Genomic DNA, 18508 nt, shown 5'->3' with positions numbered 1-18508 from the left:
TGACGCCGCCCTAACGCGCCTCGGCGGGGAACAGCGGCGCGAATTCGGCCACCACCCGGGCATAGGTCTCACGCTTGAAGTCGATGGCCATCTCGGCCAGTTCGGAGAGCGGCGTCCAGCGCCATTCGCGGAACTCGGGATGGTCGGTCTGCAGATCGATATCGCGGTCCTCGCCCAGAAACCGCATGGCGAACCATTTCTGCGACTGGCCGCGATAGCGGCCGCGCCAGACCCTGCCCACGAGGTGCGGCGGCAGGTCGTAGGGGATCCAGTCCTGTGACTCCGCGATGACCTCCGCCTTGGCCGTGCCGATCTCCTCTTCCATCTCGCGGAAGGCGGCGGTGACCGGCTCCTCGCCGGGGTCGATGCCGCCCTGGGGCATCTGCCAGGCTTCCACTGTCTGATCGATGCGCTGGCCGACGAATATCCGCCAGTCCCGGTTGATCAGCATGATCCCGACGCAGGGCCGGTAGGGCAGATCGGCCGGATCATCCGCCATTCTCGCCTCCTCCGACGCGGACCACGGCGGAAACCGGCGCCAGCAGGAAGCCGCGCTTGCGCATCTGCGGTATCCACATGCGCAGCCGCTCGATCGTCACCGGATAGGGCTGGGCGAAGCCGACCGCGACGCCGCGGGCCAGCGCCAGCTCTTCCAGTTGCGCCAGCCGCCGGTCGATCGGGCCGCGTGCGGCCTCGACGTCGATGAAGCGGTCATTGGCGACCGACGGCACGCCCAGTTCCGCCGACAGCTTGGCGGCGATCGAGGCCGGGGTCACGCGCGCGTCGACATAGAGCAGGCCGCGCGCGCCGATGGCTTCCAGGATGGGCTGCATGTCCTTGGGCGAGACGGTCATCCGCGAGCCCATGAAGTTGGTCACGCCGACATAGCCCACCGCCCGCGACAGCACCCAATGCAACCGGTCGACATTGACCTCGGGCTGGTTGGTCGATAGCAGCGCCTTGTCGCCCGGATCGTCGAAGGCGGTGTTGCGGGGCTCCATGGGCACCTGGATCAGCACCTCGTGGCCGGCCGCGCGCGCCGCGGGCACCCATTCGTCGAGCCGCGTCGAATAGGGGCTGAAAGCCAGGGAGATCTCGCCCGGCAGATCCTGGATCGCCGACAGCGTCGCCGCCTCCGCCAGCCCGACTTCGGACATGACGATGGCGATGACCGGCTGACCGGCCTCGCGCTCGAACGGGCGGCCATAGGCCTGCCAGGCCACCCGCCCGTCGGGGGAACGGACCGGCAGCGGGCCGTACCGGCCGCGGTCGGTGAGTTCCGGGTCCGGCGCAGGCGGCAGGGGCGTGCGTTCGAATTCCTCGACACCTTTCGGCGCCGGCTCCGGCTCGGGCATCGGCTCGGGCGCTGGCCGGGGCGCCGCTTCCGGTTCCAGCTGCGGTTGAGGCTGCGGCGCCGGATGTTCGGGTTCCGGCCGAGGCGCCGGCTCGGGGGCGGGCTGCTCCGATTCCGGCTCCGGTTCGGGAGCCGGCTGCGGCGTTGGCGCTGGCGACGGCGCTTCGGGAGCGGGGCTGTCGGCCACTGCCGGCGCCTCGGCGGCAGGGCTCTCCTCCCCGCTCTTCACGGCCGCCGGCGGCGTCGCGGCCTCCCCGGTTTCCGCTATCGGCTCGGGCGCAGCGGCGTCCTCCGGGGGGCCGGCCCACCACAGCCAGCCGATCACCCCGGCATAGGCCAGGACGAGCAGCGGCGCGACGATCAGGAGCGCCGTCTGTGCCGCCGGACGCCTGCCGTGCGCCGCCATATCTCCGGGTTGCCCGGCGTTACTTCAGCGAGCCGGCGCGCGCCAGATCGATGGCCCGGATCGCGTCGAGCGCCCGCTGGAGCTGATAGTCCGGGGGCGTCTCGCCGCCCTCCGGCGCCGCCGCGCCGGGCTGGCCGGCGTCGGGCGCGGAACCGTCGCCGTTGTCCGTGTCGTTCTCCAGACGGTTGCGCAGATCGGCCTCGGAGCGGGCGTTCGGATTGTCGATGATTTCCAGCGTCGCCTGCGGCACCTCGATGTCGGGCAGGATGCCTGTCGCCTGGATCGACGTTCCCGAAGGCGTGTAGTAGCGCGACGTGGTCAGCTTCAGGCGGTTGCCGCCCTGGAGCTGGATAATCGACTGGACGGAGCCCTTGCCGAAACTCTTGGTGCCCATGAGGATCGCCCGGTTGTGGTCCTTCAGGGCGCCGGCGACGATCTCGGAAGCGCTGGCCGAGCCGCCGTTGATCAGCACGATAACCGGCAGGCCGGTGGCGATGTCGCCCGACTTGGCATTGTAGCGTTCGATATTGTCGTCGCCGCGGCCGCGGGTCGAGACGATCTCGCCGCGCTCCAGGAAGGCGTCGGAAACCGCGATCGCCTGGTTCAGCAGTCCGCCCGGATTGTTGCGCAGGTCCAGCACCACGCCCCTCAGCTGGTCCTCGCCGATTTCGGCCCGCAGCGTGTCCATGGCGCTGCGCAGACCGCTTTCGGTCTGCTCGTTGAAGCTGGTGATGCGGATATAGGCGACATTGCCTTCGGCGCGGGAGCGCACGGACTGCACCGTGATGATGTCGCGCGTGATGGTGATGTCGAAAGGCTCCGCCTCGCCCTCGCGGATCATCGTCAGCACGATGTCGGAGCCGACGCGGCCGCGCATCTTCTTCACCGCCTCGGTCAGCGAAAGGCCCAGCACCGGTTCGCCGTCGATATGGCTGATCAGGTCGCCCGGCCTGACGCCGGCACGCGCCGCCGGCGTATCGTCGATCGGAGTGACGACCTTGACGAAGCCGTTCTCCATCGTGACCTCGATGCCGAGACCGCCGAACTCGCCGCGGATGTCCACTTCCATCTGCTTGACGCGCTCGGGGCTGAGGAAGTTCGAATGCGGATCGAGAGACGACAGCATGCCGTTGATGCCGGCCTCGATCAGCTTCTTGTCGTCGACGTCCTCGACATAGTTGGACCGGATCTTGGCCAGGGCGTCGCCCAGCAGCTCCAGCAGGCGATAGACCTCACGGTCCTGGTCCTGAGCGCGCGCCGGGGCGCAGGCGACCATGCTGACCGATGCGATCATGACCGCCGACATGACGGCGGCGACTGTCGTACGTTTCATCATTATCCGCTTGTCTTTCCTTGCCTTTGCGCCAGCCACGGGCCCGGATCGACAGGCAGGCCGTCATGGCGCAGCTCCAGATAGAGTTCGGGCCGTCCGCCGTCTTCCCGGACAGCCATGCGGCCGACCGGCTCGCCGGCCAGCAACCACTGGCCGACAACCACGTCGATGCCAGACAATCCGGCGACAAGCAAATGATAGCTGTCTCCGAAATCGAGGATCAACAGCCGCCCATAGGAGCGGAAGTCGCCCGCGAAGCGCACGATTGCGTCGTGCGGGGCGGTCACGATGGCCCCCGGGCGCGTGCTGATCGCCATGCCCTTGCCGGCATTGGCGCCCCGCTGCTCGCCGAAGGCTGAGACCACCCGGCCCTCGGCGGGAAGAGGCAGCCGTCCCTTGAAAGCCGCCATCGCCTCCGCCGTCCGGCGCCCTTCCGGCGCCGCCACCGGCTCCAGGTCGCCCAGCCGGCTGACCAGATCTTCCAGCGTGCGTACCTTCCGCGCCAGCTCCGCCGCGCGCGCCTGCGCGGATTCCGCCGCCTGCCGCGTGCGGCCGGCCTGGGCGCGGCGCGCCGCCACCAGTTCCGCCAGCCGGGCGCGGTCGTTCTCCAGCGCCGAAAGCGCGTTCTCCGCTTCGCTCCTTGCCGACGCGAGACGGGCCTCGGTCGCCGCGAGCGTCCGCATGTCATCAGTGATCGCCGCCATCCGCCGTTCCAGGGCCGGGCGCAGCCCCGCCAGAGCCGAGGCCGACAGCCGGGCCCGGTCGAACGCGCCGGGGCGCGCGATCACCGCCAGCGGCGGCACCCGGGCAATCCCGGTCAGGGCGGAGAGCGACGCCGCCATCTGATTGCGCCGCGCCGCCAGTGACGCGTCAAGCTCGGCGCGGCGCGCCTCCAGCGCCGCGATTTCCCGCTCCAGCCCGCTGAGACGGCTTTCGGCGCCGCGCACCGCGCCCGCCGTTTCCGCAAGCTCGGCCGACAGCTTCGCCGCTGCGGCCTTCTGCGCTTCCGCTTCGCGTGCCAGCGCATCGGCCTCCGCCGCCGCTGCGGCCCGGTCGTCCCGCGCGGCCTCGAGGTCCCGCACCTCATCGGCGGCCGTCAGTAACGGCCACGACACCAGCGCGAGAAGCAGGAGTCTATGCAATGGCGCGCCGGGTCCTTTCTTCGGCCGCCCTGGCCGGCGCGAGCAGTACGCGGCCGGACATCGCCGCCGGCTGCGGCAGATCCATCAGTTTCAGCACCGTGGGCGCCAGGTCGGCCAGACGGCCGTCCTTCAGCACCATCCCGGCCGGCCCGCCGACCAGCGTGAGCGGCACCGGATTGGTGGTGTGTGCGGTATGCGGCTGGCCGGTCTCCGGATCCGCCATCATCTCCAGATTGCCGTGATCGGCGGTGATCAGCATGGCGCCGCCGGCGGCCTCGACAGCCTCTGCGACCCGGCCCAGACAGGCATCGATGGCCTCGACGGCCTTCACCGCCGCCGCCACGACGCCGGTATGGCCGACCATGTCGGGATTGGCGAAGTTGACCACGATCAGATCCGTCCGGCCGTCGCGGATGCGCTCGACCAGCCGGTCGGTGACCTCTGCCGCCGACATCTCCGGTTTCAGGTCGTAGGTGGCGACGTCGGGCGACTGCACCATGATCCGGTCCTCGCCTTCGTAGCAGGTCTCCTGGCCGCCGTTCAGGAAGAAGGTGACATGGGCGTACTTCTCGGTTTCGGCGATACGCAGTTGGGTCCGACCTGCCCTGGCCACGACCTCGCCCAGCGTGTCTTCAAGGTTCTCGGACGGGAACAGCGTCTCGAGAAAGGGATTCAACGCCTCCGAATACTCGACCATGCCGGCGGCCGCCACGAAGTCCGGCACGCGCGAGCGGTCGAAGCCGTCGAAATGCGGGTCCAGCAGGGCGGTGAGGATCTCGCGGGCGCGGTCGGCGCGGAAATTCGCCATCAGCAGGCCATCGCCCGCGCGCACGCCGTCATAGCCGCCGATCCGGCGCGGCCTGACGAACTCGTCAGTTTCGCCGGCTTCGTAGGCGTCCGCCAGGGCGGTCTGCGCATCGGCGAATTCGGCGACCCCGGCGTCGACGATGGCGTCGAAGGCCAGCTTTACCCGGTCCCAGCGCTTGTCGCGGTCCATGGCCCAGTAGCGGCCCATGACGGTGGCCAGCCGCACACCCTCGGGCAGCGCCGCCTCGAAGATCTCGATGAAGCCGGCGGCCGACTTCGGCGGCGTGTCGCGGCCGTCGAGGATGCCATGGACCAGCACCTCGACGCCGTTCGCCGCCAGCGCCTTCGCCAGCGCGATCATGTGATCCTGATGCGAATGCACGCCGCCCGGCGACAGCAGGCCCATCAGATGCACACGGCCCGCCTTCTCCGCCAGCCGGCGCAGCGCGGGCAGATCGCCGAGGCGGTCCTGTTCGATGGCCTCGTCGATGCGCGGCAGATCCTGCAGCACCACGCGGCCGGCGCCGATGTTCATGTGGCCGACCTCGGAATTGCCCATCTGGCCATCGGGCAGGCCCACGGCGACGCCCGAGGTCTCGATCAGGCTCTGCGGACAGGTCCGGCAGAACCTGTCCCAGTTCGGCGTCCGCGCCATCAGGATGGCGTTGCCCTCGCGCGCCTCGCGATGGCCCCAGCCGTCCAGGATGCACAGGACAACGGGGCGATAGCTCGTCTTGGAATCGTGTTCGGTCATGGCGGGCTATATAGCGGAGTGCAGGGCGGATTTTGAGTGTTTTCCCAAGGGCCGGCTGGGCCGATGGCGAATCGAAGGCTTATGATGATCAAATGCGGCTGGATTATGATGGCCGCAAGGTGTGAGCCGGCCAGGCCGGGAAGCGAAAGGGGGACGGTATGGACATTCTGAGAAACGGGCTCGCCGTCGCGGCGATCGCGGGCGCACTCTTCGCGGCGTGCGGCGCGCAGGCCGAGGAGACCTTGCTGGAACGCGGAACCTATCTGATGCGCTCGATCGTGGCCTGCGGCAACTGCCACACGCCGAAGGGACCCGAGGGCGAACTGCCGGGCATGGAGCTGGCCGGCTGGGCGGAGATCGAGAGCAACCCGGCCTTCACCGCAAGCGCCCCGAACATCACGCCGGACCCGGAAACCGGTATCGGAGGATGGACCGACCGACAGATCATCGACGCCATCCGCGAAGGCCGGCGTCCCGACGGCTCGATCATCGGACCACCCATGCCGATCGCGCTCTATCGCGGCCTCTCGGACCGCGACGTGCAGGCGATCGTCGCCTACATGCGCCAGGTCGAACCGGTGAACAACGAAGTGCCGGATTCGGTCTACAACATGCCGCTGCCACCGGCCTACGGACCGCCGGTCGGCGCGGTGCCCGAACCCGACCGCGATGACCGGCTGGCCTATGGCGCCTATCTCGCCGGTCCCGCGGGGCACTGCATCGAATGCCATTCGCCGATGGGGCCGAAGGGTCCGGACTGGGAGAACCGGCTCGGCGCCGGGGGGCTGGAGTTCCACCTTCCCTTCGGCACGGTGGTCTCGACCAACATCACGCCGGCCGGAATCGGAGATTACTCGGATGCAGAGGTCGAACGGATGATCCGCGAGGGCGTGCGCCCCGACGGCTCGAAGATGCTGCCGCCCATGCCCTATGGCTATTACGCGAACATCTCCGAGCCTGACATGGACGCGATCATCGCCTTTCTGCGCAGCCTGCCGGAGAAATAGGAGCCGCCCACCCGCCAGCCCGGTCAGTCCCGGTGATAGGGGTGGCCGGTCAGGATGGTGTGGGCGCGGTAGAGCTGCTCGGCGAGCATGGCGCGGACGATCAGGTGCGGCCAGGTAAGGCGGCCGAAGCTGACTGTGAGATCGGCCATCGCCCGGGTCTCGTCATCCAGCCCGTCGGCGCCGCCGACCAGGATGGCGATATCGCGCCGACCGGCATCGGCGAAGCCCCCCAGCGCGGCCGCGAAGGCCCGGCTGTCCAGTTCCCGGCCACGCTCGTCGAGGGCGATCACCGCCTGGGCGTCGGCGGCGCGCTCCCGCAGCAACGCGTTCTCGCGCCGGTTCCGCTCGGCGTCCGAACCCCCCTTGCGGTCTTCCAGCTCGTGCAGGTCCAGCGGCCAGGGCAGGCGCTTCGCATAGACGTCGAACAGCGTCCGCTCCGGCCCGCGGCCGAACCGGCCTATGCTGCAGATGGCGATGCGGAGCAAGTCAGCCGGTCGCGAAGTCCGCTTCCGGCTTCGACAGCTCGGCGGCCCACATCTTCTCGAGGTTGTAGAAGTCCCGGACTTCCGGGCGGAAGATGTGGACGATGACGTCGCCCGCATCCACCAGAACCCAGTCGCAGGCGCCCGCGCCCTCGACGCGGGCCCGGCCGTGTCCGGCGTCCTTCAGTTTCTCGACGACATGGTCGGCAATGGCCGAGACGTGCCGTGCCGAGCGCCCCGAGGCGACCAGCATGTGATCGGCGATGTCCGTCTTGCCTTCCAGGTCAATTCGCACGAGATCCTCGGCCTTGTTGTCCTCGAGGGTCGTCGTGATCAGGCCCAGCAGTTCGTCCACGGGCCCGTGTGCAGCATCGCGGTCGACGATGGCTGTCCTCCTTTGGCGGCGCCGTTACAAGGGGTTCTCGACAGGCCAGGGGGTGGCGCCGTGCGCCCTGACCTTCGTCGCCGACATGGGGTGCCGCCGCATCCTTATGAAGGACCACGCCGGCGGTTTCGCATCCGCCAGCGCCCGCACGTCCGACTGCCGCCAATAGGCGCGCCGGAACCGGGTCGCCGCCTGCCCCGTCAGGACGTTCCAAGAATAGGGCTCGCGGTCGAATACGGCAACGGGCACGAGCGCCATCATTTCCGTCCAGCGGTCCCAGCCGGGAAGCTGGCGCAGATTGTCGGCGCCCATCAGCCAGACGAAGCGCTCGTCGGGATGGCGGCGCCTCAGTTCGGACAGCGTGTCGACCGTGTAGCGGGTGGCCATCCGCGCTTCGATGTCGGTGACCCTGATCCGCGGATGGCGGGCCAGCCGTTCGGCGAATTCGAGGCGGCGGGCCAGCGGGGCCATGCCCTTCGTCGCCTTCAGCGGGTTCTGCGGCGAGACCAGCCACCAGACCTCGTCGAGGGCGAGCCGGTGCAGGGCTTCCAGGCTGAGATGGCGATGGCCGTCATGCGCCGGGTTGAACGAGCCGCCCAGCAGGCCGATGCGAAGTCCGCGGTGGGGCATTCAGGGGCGGGTCTGGCCCGTGCCGCGCACGACGTACTTGAAGCTGCAGAGCTGCTCCACGCCGACGGGGCCGCGGGCGTGCATCTTCCCCGTGGCGATGCCGATCTCCGCGCCCATGCCGAACTCGCCGCCATCGGCGAACTGGGTTGAGGCGTTGTGCATGACGATGGCCGAATTCACCTCGTTGAGGAACCGCGCCGCCGTTTCGGCGTCGTCGGTGACGATGGCGTCGGTGTGCTCGGAGCCGTGGGCGCGGATGTGATCGATCGCCTGCTCCACGCCGTCGACCAGCGCCGCGCTGATGATCGGGGCGAGATACTCGGTGTCCCAGTCCTCGGGCCGGGCCGGGACGACGCGGTCGTCCAGGGCGGCGACGCCCTTGTCGCCGCGCACTTCGCAGCCCGCCTCGATCAGCGCGGCGACGATGTCGCGGCCGGTCTTCCCGGCGATGGCGCGGTCGATCAGCAAAGTCTCCGCCGAGCCGCAGATCGAGGTGCGCCGCATCTTCGCGTTGACCGCGATGTCGCGCGCCATTTCCGGATTCGCCGCGGCGTGGACATAGACGTGGCAGCGCCCCTCCAGATGGGCGAAGACCGGCATGCGGGCCTCCTGCTGGACCCGTTCGACCAGCGACTTGCCGCCCCGCGGGACGATCACGTCGATATACTCCGCCGCGCCCAGCATGTAGCCGACAGCGGCGCGGTCCGTGGTGGCGACGAGCTGGATCGACGCCTCGGGCAGGCCGGCGGCCTTCAGGCCCTCGACCAGGGCGGCATGCAGGGCGGTGTTGGTATGGAACGCCTCGCGGCCGCCGCGCAGGATCACCGCGTTGCCCGCCTTGAGGCAGAGACCCCCGGCGTCGGCGGTCACGTTGGGGCGGCTCTCGTAGATCACGCCGACGACGCCGAGCGGCGTGCGCACGCGCTGGATCTTCAGCCCGTTCGGCCGCTCCCACTCGGCCATCACCGAGCCCACCGGATCGGCGAGCGCGGCAATGTCCTCCAGGCCCTTCGCCACGGCTTCCAGCCGGGCGCGGTCCAGTCTGGCGCGGTCGATCAGCGGCGCCGAAAGGCCGGCGGCCTCGGCGCCCTCGATATCGACCTGGTTGGCGGCAAGGATCGAGCCCGCGCGGTCCCGGATCGCGGCGGCGGCGGCAGTCAGGGCGCGGTTCTTCGCTTCTGCCGGGGCGACAGCCAGCGCCTGGGCGGCAGCCCGGGCTGCCCGGCCCATCTCCGCGATACGTCCGCCGAGGTCTGCATCGCCGGCGAAATCGGCTTCCACTACACTCATGACCGAAGCTCCTCTTCCACGATTTCCAGCACCAGGTCGTCGCGATGGATCATCTCGTCGCGGCCACGATAGCCGAGCAGGGTCTCTATTTCATCGCTCTTGTGGCCCGCGATCCGCCGCGCGTTGGACGCCTCGTAGGCCGACAGGCCCCGGCCCAGCACGCGGCCGCCGCCGTCGCGGATCCACACCGCGTCGCCGCGATCGAAGTCGCCGTCCACCGCGCGCACCCCGGCCGGCAACAGGCTGCGGCCCTTCGCCAGCGCCCGCGCCGCGCCATCGTCGATGACCAGGGCGCCGCTGGGCTTCAGGGCGCTCGCGATCCACTGCTTGCGCGCCGTGCGCGGCGTCTGGTTGGCGGCGAACCAGGTGCAGCGGGCGCCCTCGGCCACGCGCTTCAACGGGTGCAGCACCCGGCCGTCGGCGATGGCCATGTTGCAGCCGGCGGCGACGGCGATCTGCGCCGCCTGCAGCTTGGTCGCCATGCCGCCGACGCCGACGCCGCTGCGGCTCGTCCCCGCCATGGCCATGACGGTTTCGTCCAGCGCCTCGACCTCGGCCACGAAAACAGCCGTGGAGTCGCTCGCCGGATCAGCGGTGTAGAGACCGTCGACGTCGGACAGCAGGACCAGGCAGTCGGCCGTGATCATCTGCGCCACGCGGGCGGCGAGGCGATCGTTGTCGCCATAACGAATCTCGGCGGTCGCCACGGTGTCGTTCTCGTTGATCACGGGCACGCAACCCAGCCGGAACAGGGTCTCCAGGGTGGAGCGGGCGTTGAGATACTGGCGGCGATTCTCGGTGGCGCCGAAGGTGACCAGGATCTGGCCGCAATCCAGCCCGTGCGCGGCCAGCGCCTCCTGCCAGGCATGGGCCAGCGCGATCTGCCCCACGGCCGCCGCAGCCTGCTTGTCCTCCAGCCGCTGACGGCGGCGCGGGATGTCCAGCCGCCGCCGTCCGAGCGCGATGGACCCGGAGGAGACGATGGCCACATCCTGGCCCCGCGCTCGCGCCTCGGCCACGTCGGCGGCCAGCGCCGCCAGCCAGTCCCGGCGCAGTTCCCCGCTCGCCTGATCGACCAGCAGGGCCGAGCCGATCTTGACCACCAGCCGCCTGGCGCCGGTCAGGCGCGCCGCGCCCCTCAGGGCCGCCAAGGTTCCGCCTCCTGTCCCGGCTTCGGCCGTTCCGCCTCGACCGCGCGGCGCAGGATGCGCAGCGCCTCGGGCACGCCCCGCCCGGAAACGCCGGAGAGCACAACAACCTCGCGGCCGGACGCCTCGATCAGGGCGGCGCGGCGCTCGGCGATTTCCTCCTCGGACATGGCGTCGGCCTTGTTCAGGCCGACGATCTCGACCTTCTCCTCCAGTCCCGCGCCATAGGCCTCCAGTTCGGCCCGGACGGTGCGGTAGTTTCCGGCCGGATCCTCCGCGGTGCCGTCCACCAGATGAAACAGCGCCCGGCAGCGCTCGATATGCCCAAGAAACCGTGTGCCCAGGCCGACGCCCTCGTGCGCGCCCTCGATCAGGCCCGGGATATCGGCCACGACGAAGCGCTTGCCGTCCTGTTCGACGATGCCGAGGCTGGGATGCAGCGTGGTGAAGGGGTAGTCGGCGATCCTGGGGCTGGCGCGGCTGACGGCGGACAGAAAGGTCGACTTGCCGGCGTTGGGCAGGCCCACGAGCCCGACATCGGCGATCAGCTTCAGCCTGAGCGTCACCCGCATTTCCTCGCCCGGCCAGCCATTGTCGGCGCGGCGCGGCGCGCGGTTCGTCGACGACTTGTAGTGGGCGTTGCCGAAACCGCCATTGCCGCCCTTCAGCAGCACCACGCGGTCGCCGGCATAGGTCAGGTCGGCGATGACCTCCTCGCCTTCCTCGTCCAGGATCTGGGTGCCGATGGGAACCTGGAAAACCGCGTCGGCGCCATTGGCCCCGGTGCGGTTCGCGCCCTCGCCGGGACGGCCGTTGTCGGCGCGGATGTGCTGGCGGTAGCGGAAATCGATCAGGGTGTTGAGCCCTTCGACGGCTTCGGCGATGACGTCGCCGCCCTTGCCGCCGTCGCCGCCGTTGGGGCCGCCGAACTCGATGTACTTCTCGCGCCGGAACGACAGGCAGCCATGTCCGCCGCGGCCGCTCTTCAGATAGACGCGGGCCTCGTCGAGAAACTTCATGACCGCCGGCCTCCGCCGCTCGTGCGGACGCGTCTCATGGCGTCAGTTCCGATGGGAATGGGAAATGTCGGTTCCGGCGCTTGGCCGGTGAAGGCGGGCGCCGTGGCGGCCCGCCGCATCATGACCGGCGGACCCTTACTCGGCCGCCGGCGCCGGCACGATCACGTTGATCGTGGGCTTCAGGCCGCCCTTGGAGAAGCTCACCTCGCCCTCGACCTTGGCGAAGATCGTGTGATCCTTGCCCATGCCGACGCCCTCGCCAGGGTGCCAGCGCGTGCCGCGCTGCCGGATGATGATGTTGCCGGGAATGACCCGCTCGCCGCCGTACTTCTTCACACCGAGCCGCTTGCTTTCCGAATCGCGACCGTTCCGGGACGAACCGCCTGCCTTCTTGTGAGCCATGGGACGTTACTCCGTTGCGGTGGCGCTCAGGCGCCGGTGATGCCGGTGACCCTGACGACCGTCAGGTTCTGACGGTGGCCACGGGTGCGGCGATAGTTCTGACGCCGCTTCTTCTTGAAGACGATGATCTTGTCGCCGCGGATCTGATCCAGCACCTCGGCCTCGACCTTTGCGCCGTCAACCAGCGGCGAACCCACTTTCAGGTCCGCGCCGTCGCCCACGGCCAGCACATCGAACGCGACGGTCGCGCCGGGCTCCGCCTGCAGGGTCTCGACGTTGAGCACGTCGCCCTCGGCGACGCGATACTGTTTTCCACCGGTCTTGATGACAGCGTGCATGTTTCTTCTCTATCCGGTCTGACAGGCCGCGGCGCTGGAAGCAGCGGCCGGTCGGCGACAATTCAAACGTGACCGCCGGGCGCGCGGCCCGCCGGAAGACAGCGGCTTTTAGACAGCGGCGGGGGGACTGTCAACACCCGCTTCGCGGCCGAGTTCCGCCAGCAGTATGCGCTTCGCCGCATCGGGCGGCGGACATGACCGTCCGCCCATCGCATGAACCAGCACGGAGCGGGCGCGCGCAATGCACCGGTCGCCCTCGAAAACCCCGCTGATTACCGTGTAGCTGGTATTGCCGACGGCCACCACGCGGGTGCCGATATCCAGTTTCGAGGGAAAATTGAGCTCGGCGATGTAGTCGACCTCGAGACGCACCACGACCCACTCCACCACTGGCGCGACGTCGCCCATCAGCTCGTCGATCATGGTCACGCGACCGACCTCGACCATCTGCGGCACCACGGTGTTGTTCACGTGGCCGATGCGGTCGGTGTCGGAGAATCGCGTCATCCCCTGGACCCAGCGCCAGTAGGTCGCGCGGTCGGTCGGATCCGGGGCGGTGGCGGTGTCGGTCATGACGGGGCTTTCGATGGATGGCGTTTCGGCGGCGCCGGACCTTACAGGCTCCGGCGCCGGGCGCAATGCCGCCCGCGCCGCATGCCGTCATGAGTCAGTCGAGGCTGAAGCCGATCGCGCGGACATAGGCGCCGAAATCGGCGCGTTCCGGGTTCGCGTACTGGCGCGCCTTGTCCTCCGACCAGCCATAGGCCGGGTCCTCGCCGAAGCGCGCCACGTCCCGCTGCACGCGGTAGGGCGCGATCGCGCGCCGGCGCGCATCGTAGGCATCGACCGCCTCCCGCAGCCCGGCCTCCCTGTAGCGGTCCCTGTGCACGGTATGGGACAGTGGCAGGCGCGGCGCGACCGGCGTCGGCGCGTCGGGCCAGCCCAGCGCAACGCCGGCGACCGGGAAGACGTACGCGGGCAGGGCCAGCAGTTCCAAAATCTGTCGTGCATGGTTGCGGATGGCGCTGATCGGACAGGCGCCGACCCCGGCGGCCTCCGCCGCCAGCACCAGAGCCGACAGAGCGATGCCCGCATCGACCGCGGCGTTGAAGAAGGCGTCCAGGTGGTCGTTGGCGAAGGTCCGGTCCCGCCATTCGTGGATCCTGCGCTGCCGGCGGTTGTTGCCGAGAACGATCAGCATGTGCGGCGCGCGGGCGATCCAGCGCTGGCCCTGCGCGCCCTCCGTCAGCAGGGCGTCGATCTCCCGGCGCAGGGCCGGGTCATCGACGATCAGGATATCGCGCTGTTGCAGGTCGCTCTTGGTCGGCGAGCAGAGCGCGAGCGCGGCCAGACGGTCGAGCAGCGCGGGCGGCAACGGTTCGGGACTGAAGCGCCGGCAACTGCCGCGCGAGGCCATATCGCGCCAAAGCTGCGGCTCGTCCGCATCATGCGGCTGCGGCGCATCGCCGAAACGGCGTTCCAGCAGGTCCGAAATGCTGTTTGTCATGGCCTCCTCCCCCGAAGCGATTCCCGCATCTGACGACCCGGCGGCGGAGACTTCAAGCGGCTCGCCGGCGGCAGCGCCGTCGCCTCGGGTCGCGTTGCCGCCTTGGCTGACCGGCTGGCGGATGACACTTGTGGTAACGTCGCCTCCGGCCCGGAGCCGGCTTGCCGCGGCCACACACAGGAAGTCTGGTACCGAATCACCATGTCCGACACCCCCGCCGAAGCCGCGCCCGCGCCGCCCCGCTCGCTGCCGGCCCTGCGCAAGCACCTCTTCACCCTGATCCGCCAGCGGCTCTGGCTGCAGGTGCTGATCGGCATGGCGCTGGGCGTCGGCTTTGGCGTTCTGATCGGTCCGACCTCGGGCCTGCTGGCGGCGGACCTCGCCACCCTGGTCGGCAACTGGGTGGCGTTGCCGGGCCGGCTGTTCCTGCTGGCCATCCAGTTCGTCGTCGTCCCCCTGGTGGTCGCCTCCGTGATCCGCGGCATCGCCGCCGGTGAGGCGGGGAGCGATCTCGGCCGGCTGGGCGCGCGCGCGGTGGCCTTCTTCATGATCAGCACCCTGCTGGCCGTGGCCCTCGGCGTCGGCGCGGCCACGCTGATCCGCCCCGGCGCCTTCGTCGATACCGCAGCGGTGGACCGCGCCCTGGGCGAAGGCGCCGGGGCGGTGGCGGCCGCGCCCGCGCGGCCGCCCACCATCGACGCCCTTCCCGACATGATCGTCGGCCTGTTCCCCACCGACCCGCTCAGCACCTTCGTCAGCGGCAACATGCTGCAGATCGTCATCGCCGCCGCGATCATCGGCCTGGCGCTGGTGATGACGCCGGCCGACCAGCGGCGCCCGCTGCTCGACCTGCTCGCCTCCATCCAGGCGGCCTGCATGGTCATCGTCGGCTGGGTCCTGCGCTTCGCGCCGCTGGCAGTCTTCGGTCTGCTGGCCAACATCACCAGCCGTATCGGCCTCTCCGCCCTCATCGGCACCGGCATGTATCTGGTCACGGTCCTCGTCGGGCTGGGGATGCTGATGCTCTGCTATCTACTGACGGCGCGGATCCTCGCCGGACGGCGCATGGGCCGTTTCCTGGCGGACACGCGCGACGTGATGCTGCTCGCCTTCTCCACCTCCAGCTCCGCCGCCGTGATGCCGCTGACCCTGAGCACGGTGGAAAAGCGCCTGGACGTCCGTCCCGCCGTGGCGCGCTTCGTCGTGCCGCTGGGCACCACGATCAACATGGCCGGCACGGCCCTCTACCAAGGCGTGGCGACGGTGTTCCTGGCACAGGTCTTCGGCGTCGAGCTGGGTGTCGGCGGCATCCTGCTGCTGACCGCGATGGCGACCGGCGCGGCCATCGGCTCGCCGGGCACACCGGGCGTCGGCATCGTCATCCTGGCAACCATCCTGGCCAGCGTGGGGATTCCGCCGGCCGGCATCGCCATCATCCTGGGCGTCGACCGCGTGCTCGACATGTGCCGCACGGTCGTCAACGTGACCGGCGACATGGTGGCCTGTGTGACCATCGACCGGATGATGCCGGAAGAGACGGCGGCGGAGCCGGCGGCCGTCCCGCCGCCGCCCGGCGCCTGAAGCGCGGCGCCTCGTCGCCCCGGAAGGCGCCGCGGGTTGCGCCCGGCCGCCCCGGCAACATCTCTCTCTCGTACCGGCAAGCGTACAAGACCAACAACAACCGGGAGAGAACGCCATGGCGAAGAACCACGCGAATTCCGTCAAGGACGACGAGACTTACGAGGAACTGCGCGACAAGGGCATGAGCAAGGAAAAGGCCGCGCGCATCGCCAACGCGAAGCAGAACGAGAGCCAGAAGCCTTCGAAGAAGGGCGGTCAGAGCAATGCCTACGAGAACTGGACCAGGGACGAGCTCTACGCGAAGGCGAAGCAGGTGGGCATCGAAGGCCGCTCCAACATGAACAAGGGCGAGCTGAAGAAGGCGCTGCGCCAGCACTGACCGGAAGCGGGCTCCGAAACGGATTGCGGCGGGCCGGGCCTTCGGCTAGTGTCCGCGCCCGCCGGCCAGCCCGGCGTCCCCGTGGTCCGAAACGACCCGTCTGCGGAGAGGTGCCGGAGTGGTCGAACGGGGCGGTCTCGAAAACCGTTGTGCCTTTGCGGGCACCGAGGGTTCGAATCCCTCCCTCTCCGCCATTATCTTGTAGCGAACCCGAGAAGAGGCCCCAAACGCGGGCCTTCTTCTTTTTGTTTCAAAGGCGTTTAGCCGAGGAAGCATTGATGCCGAGGGTCCGATTACCTTCAAACGCCTCTCGCAGCTGATCGCCCGCGACCACGGATTTCAGCGCACTGGCAAGGAAATTCGTGGTGTCATCTGGCGGGCGTGCCGCGATCTCAGGCCCCACAAAGAGACGACTGACGGGCACAAGGTGTTCTGGCCCGAGAGCCTTGAATCCAGGTTCTTGATACCGTTCAGAGGCTTGTCATTTGCACAGATTGAACGGAGCTGGCCGGACGTTCCGCATCCCGAAAAATTGGGACTGATTGCCGAGCTAGTGGCTGACGATTCGGATGATCTGGCAGCCGCTGTAGCCGATCGAATTGGTTACTCCCGCATCGCCGCCCGATTCCGAAAGGAGATCGACGCGCTGATTGCAGAAGTATTGCAAGAAGAATGACCACAAAAATCTGGACTGTCGCCATCGAATTCTGAGCACAATTCTCAACACATATGTCAATTTATCATCGCATTCGAGAGCGCCTGCCGCGACCAGGGTCTTGTCTCGCCCGACAGCGACTACAATTGCCGCTTTGTCTATGGTCGGCCGCGGGATGATCAGCCAAACCTCCACCCGAATCGACGGAAATCTCCGAGGCCGGGTGCTCACGAGCAATGCCGTCGTCATCGAGCGGCCAGCATTAACCTCTCCTTCACGGCCGATCTGCCAGAAAGGCTCCATGTCGCCCAACCAGCTCCCAATGCCCGCGAAAGCAGGTTCATCGCCGGCGCGCGCGGCGCGCGGTCGTGAGCTGGAACTCGTGCTTCCCGGCGAAGACGAATGGATCGAAGTCAGGCTGAGCGAGGATGGCCGAACCATCCTCTCGGCGGCATTGCGCCCGGACGATGGCCGCCCCGAGGCGTTGCGGACGTTTCACGCCATCGCCGGCGAGATCCTCGCGAGGCCGGACGTCTTTGCGGATCGCATTATCCTCGTGTCGCTTCATTTGATCGCGCACGACATCGAAAGCAGCCGCCAGCGGTTGCGTATTGCAGAACGTCTGTCGAAGCGTGCGCTGAGCGAGATCCGGAAGGTCGCAACGCCCCAGGATCTGATCCTCGAGATCGCGCCCGAGTGCATCATGATCATCTCGACGGAACGCGACCCGAACCGCGGCACACGTTGGGCGATCCCGTGCAGGAAAGCGGCCGCGCCCCTGCTTGGCGAGACTGGCGCCGATGACATCCGGATTTTCGGGCTGCACGGGGCAGAAGCAGGCCGTCTTCTGTTCGTCGACAACCGGAGCGTTCAGCCACTGGAGATGTTTCAGTCTGCAGATGCCGGGCCTCAACTCGGCCGCATTCCACGAAATCATCGGAAATCGAGCGCAGGGACGTCATCGGTTCTGGTCTACGAGGAACATGCGGACCAGCCGGAAGCGCCCTTCACCGCCCACCCCCTCGAACTGTCGGAATTCGATGTCCAGTTCACCGCAACATGGGACGTCAAGAGCGAAGTCCTGAGCGTGTTTTCGGCGGAACCGTTCCGCGTCATCGGTGGCAGGGAATATCGGGGCTTTCCTGCAATCGAGGAAGCCCAGAATTTCGACAAGCTCATGCTCGAACTGTGTCTGAAGCTCCTCGAACATGGCGTGGCGCGGATAGACGAGTTCGTGACTGCCGGACAGGCCGGAATGATCGCGGTTCCGGTCAGTTTCAGAGCCCTGGCGACAAGCTGGCGATTGAGCCGCTACCTGAACGCGTTGAGGGCCTTTGACGGCGCCCGGCACGAGCGGCTCTGTATCGTCATATCGGACATACCGCCCGGCGTGAACGGCGCGAAGCTTCAGAACATGGTGGACATGCTCCGTCCCGAATGCCGGGCGATATTCCTGAGGGTCGGGTATCAGGTCCCGCTAACGAGATCGGTCTTTCCGAAGCGCGTTCACGCCGTGGGTCTCGACGTTCATGGGGACCGCCGGCGCGAGGAGGACATGATCCGCACCTTCGAGCAATTCGCCAGGCTGTGCCGATCCCACGAGTTCAACTCCTATGTGATGGGCCTCGACACAACCAGCCTCGTGCTCTCGGCCGCTGCGGCCGGGATTCGGTTTATCAGTGGCGACCGCATCCAGGGGCCGGAAACCAATCCTGCCGGCGCCTGCCACTATGGCTGGCTGAATTTCTACTCCAGATTAAGAAATTAGTACTATTTTACCTCGCCTTTCCCTCCCTTGATACATTTTATCCGAGTATGTAGCTTGTCGTTTTGTAGGCATCTTGAAATCACGTGCCAACATGATACTTCAAAATTCTTCCCGGGACGGA

General features: G+C 68.3%; 20 protein-coding genes, 1 tRNA gene and 1 pseudogene. 6 read left to right on the top strand and 16 right to left on the bottom strand.

Annotation, left to right across the window (positions count from 1 at the left end; translation table 11 throughout):
- Nucleotides 1–10: 10 nt before the first annotated feature.
- Genes CWC60_RS15580 through gpmI form a run of 5 tightly spaced genes read right to left on the bottom strand, consistent with a single transcriptional unit; the run spans nucleotide 11 to nucleotide 5796 of the window.
- Entirely contained in the window at nucleotides 11–499 is a 489-nt protein-coding gene (locus CWC60_RS15580) for an RNA pyrophosphohydrolase (RefSeq protein ID WP_109794861.1), read from the bottom strand.
- Nucleotides 489–1760: a divergent polysaccharide deacetylase family protein gene (locus tag CWC60_RS15575; protein ID WP_109794860.1), complete on the bottom strand. Its 1272-nt coding sequence runs from the start codon at nucleotides 1758–1760 to the stop codon at nucleotides 489–491. The genes CWC60_RS15580 and CWC60_RS15575 overlap by 11 nt, the downstream gene beginning before the upstream one ends.
- Nucleotides 1761–1779: 19 nt before the next feature.
- Entirely contained in the window at nucleotides 1780–3093 is a 1314-nt protein-coding gene (locus tag CWC60_RS15570) for a S41 family peptidase (protein ID WP_206419960.1), read from the bottom strand.
- Between the two features lie 2 nt (nucleotides 3094–3095).
- Entirely contained in the window at nucleotides 3096–4235 is a 1140-nt protein-coding gene (locus CWC60_RS15565; RefSeq protein WP_109796417.1) for a murein hydrolase activator EnvC family protein, read from the bottom strand.
- Nucleotides 4228–5796 (bottom strand): 2,3-bisphosphoglycerate-independent phosphoglycerate mutase, encoded by a 1569-nt coding sequence (gene gpmI / locus CWC60_RS15560; RefSeq protein WP_109794857.1) that lies wholly within the window; start codon nucleotides 5794–5796, stop codon nucleotides 4228–4230. The genes CWC60_RS15565 and gpmI overlap by 8 nt, the downstream gene beginning before the upstream one ends.
- A 158-nt stretch (nucleotides 5797–5954) precedes the next feature.
- Here gpmI and CWC60_RS15555 point away from each other — a divergent pair, with 158 nt between their 5' ends.
- Nucleotides 5955–6803, top strand: a complete 849-nt coding sequence (locus CWC60_RS15555) for a c-type cytochrome (protein WP_109794856.1) — start codon at nucleotides 5955–5957, stop codon at nucleotides 6801–6803.
- Nucleotides 6804–6826: 23 nt separating this feature from the next.
- Here the strand turns inward: CWC60_RS15555 and rlmH are convergent, their stop codons facing one another.
- The 10 genes from rlmH to CWC60_RS15505 all read right to left on the bottom strand — a co-directional run bounded on the left by rlmH (nucleotide 6827) and on the right by CWC60_RS15505 (nucleotide 14004).
- On the bottom strand, nucleotides 6827–7288 hold the full coding sequence (gene rlmH / locus CWC60_RS15550; protein WP_206419959.1) for a 23S rRNA (pseudouridine(1915)-N(3))-methyltransferase RlmH: 462 nt from the start codon (nucleotides 7286–7288) through the stop codon (nucleotides 6827–6829).
- Nucleotide 7289: 1 nt separating this feature from the next.
- Nucleotides 7290–7640, bottom strand: a complete 351-nt coding sequence (rsfS, locus tag CWC60_RS15545) for a ribosome silencing factor (RefSeq protein ID WP_206419958.1) — start codon at nucleotides 7638–7640, stop codon at nucleotides 7290–7292.
- A 54-nt stretch (nucleotides 7641–7694) separates the two neighbouring features.
- Nucleotides 7695–8300, bottom strand: a complete 606-nt coding sequence (locus CWC60_RS15540; RefSeq protein ID WP_109794854.1) for a nicotinate-nucleotide adenylyltransferase — start codon at nucleotides 8298–8300, stop codon at nucleotides 7695–7697.
- Complete coding sequence (locus CWC60_RS15535; RefSeq protein ID WP_109794853.1) at nucleotides 8301–9590, bottom strand: glutamate-5-semialdehyde dehydrogenase; 1290 nt, start codon at nucleotides 9588–9590, stop codon at nucleotides 8301–8303. It lies immediately after the preceding gene.
- On the bottom strand, nucleotides 9587–10741 hold the full coding sequence (gene proB / locus CWC60_RS15530; RefSeq protein WP_109794852.1) for a glutamate 5-kinase: 1155 nt from the start codon (nucleotides 10739–10741) through the stop codon (nucleotides 9587–9589). Before proB ends, CWC60_RS15535 begins: the two co-directional genes overlap by 4 nt.
- Entirely contained in the window at nucleotides 10729–11757 is a 1029-nt protein-coding gene (gene obgE, locus CWC60_RS15525) for a GTPase ObgE (protein WP_109794851.1), read from the bottom strand. The genes proB and obgE overlap by 13 nt, the downstream gene beginning before the upstream one ends.
- A 135-nt stretch (nucleotides 11758–11892) precedes the next feature.
- Nucleotides 11893–12159, bottom strand: coding sequence for a 50S ribosomal protein L27 (gene rpmA / locus CWC60_RS15520; protein WP_109794850.1), 267 nt, complete (start codon nucleotides 12157–12159; stop codon nucleotides 11893–11895).
- Between the two features lie 26 nt (nucleotides 12160–12185).
- Nucleotides 12186–12497 (bottom strand): 50S ribosomal protein L21, encoded by a 312-nt coding sequence (gene rplU / locus CWC60_RS15515; RefSeq protein WP_109794849.1) that lies wholly within the window; start codon nucleotides 12495–12497, stop codon nucleotides 12186–12188.
- Nucleotides 12498–12605: 108 nt separating this feature from the next.
- The gene (locus tag CWC60_RS15510; protein WP_109794848.1) at nucleotides 12606–13070 is read right to left on the bottom strand and encodes an acyl-CoA thioesterase; all 465 of its coding nucleotides are present in this window, start codon (nucleotides 13068–13070) and stop codon (nucleotides 12606–12608) included.
- Nucleotides 13071–13164: 94 nt separating this feature from the next.
- Nucleotides 13165–14004, bottom strand: coding sequence for a nitroreductase family protein (locus tag CWC60_RS15505; RefSeq protein WP_109794847.1), 840 nt, complete (start codon nucleotides 14002–14004; stop codon nucleotides 13165–13167).
- Nucleotides 14005–14205: 201 nt separating this feature from the next.
- On the opposite strand from CWC60_RS15505, the gene CWC60_RS15500 reads away from it, so the two are divergent.
- The 4 genes and pseudogenes from CWC60_RS15500 to CWC60_RS24415 form a co-directional block, all read left to right on the top strand.
- Complete coding sequence (locus tag CWC60_RS15500) at nucleotides 14206–15585, top strand: dicarboxylate/amino acid:cation symporter (protein ID WP_109794846.1); 1380 nt, start codon at nucleotides 14206–14208, stop codon at nucleotides 15583–15585.
- Nucleotides 15586–15700: 115 nt separating this feature from the next.
- The gene (locus CWC60_RS15495; RefSeq protein WP_109794845.1) at nucleotides 15701–15964 is read left to right on the top strand and encodes a DUF7218 family protein; all 264 of its coding nucleotides are present in this window, start codon (nucleotides 15701–15703) and stop codon (nucleotides 15962–15964) included.
- Nucleotides 15965–16068: 104 nt separating this feature from the next.
- Nucleotides 16069–16158 (top strand) — tRNA-Ser (locus CWC60_RS15490).
- A gap of 80 nt (nucleotides 16159–16238) precedes the next feature.
- Nucleotides 16239–16316, top strand: a pseudogene (locus tag CWC60_RS24415) (hypothetical protein); the annotation flags it as partial.
- Nucleotides 16317–16514: 198 nt separating this feature from the next.
- Here CWC60_RS24415 and CWC60_RS24195 read toward each other — a convergent pair.
- The gene (locus CWC60_RS24195) at nucleotides 16515–16931 is read right to left on the bottom strand and encodes a hypothetical protein (protein ID WP_241147942.1); all 417 of its coding nucleotides are present in this window, start codon (nucleotides 16929–16931) and stop codon (nucleotides 16515–16517) included.
- Here CWC60_RS24195 and CWC60_RS15480 point away from each other — a divergent pair.
- Nucleotides 16921–18387, top strand: coding sequence for a hypothetical protein (locus tag CWC60_RS15480; RefSeq protein WP_109794844.1), 1467 nt, complete (start codon nucleotides 16921–16923; stop codon nucleotides 18385–18387). The genes CWC60_RS24195 and CWC60_RS15480 overlap by 11 nt on opposite strands.
- Nucleotides 18388–18508: the final 121 nt, after the last annotated feature.

The organism is Minwuia thermotolerans (assembly GCF_002924445.1).
In the GTDB taxonomy this organism is placed as follows: Bacteria; Pseudomonadota; Alphaproteobacteria; order Minwuiales; family Minwuiaceae; genus Minwuia; species Minwuia thermotolerans.
Note: the sequence above shows the minus strand (reverse complement) of the source record. Positions and strands in the feature narration are given on the sequence as shown.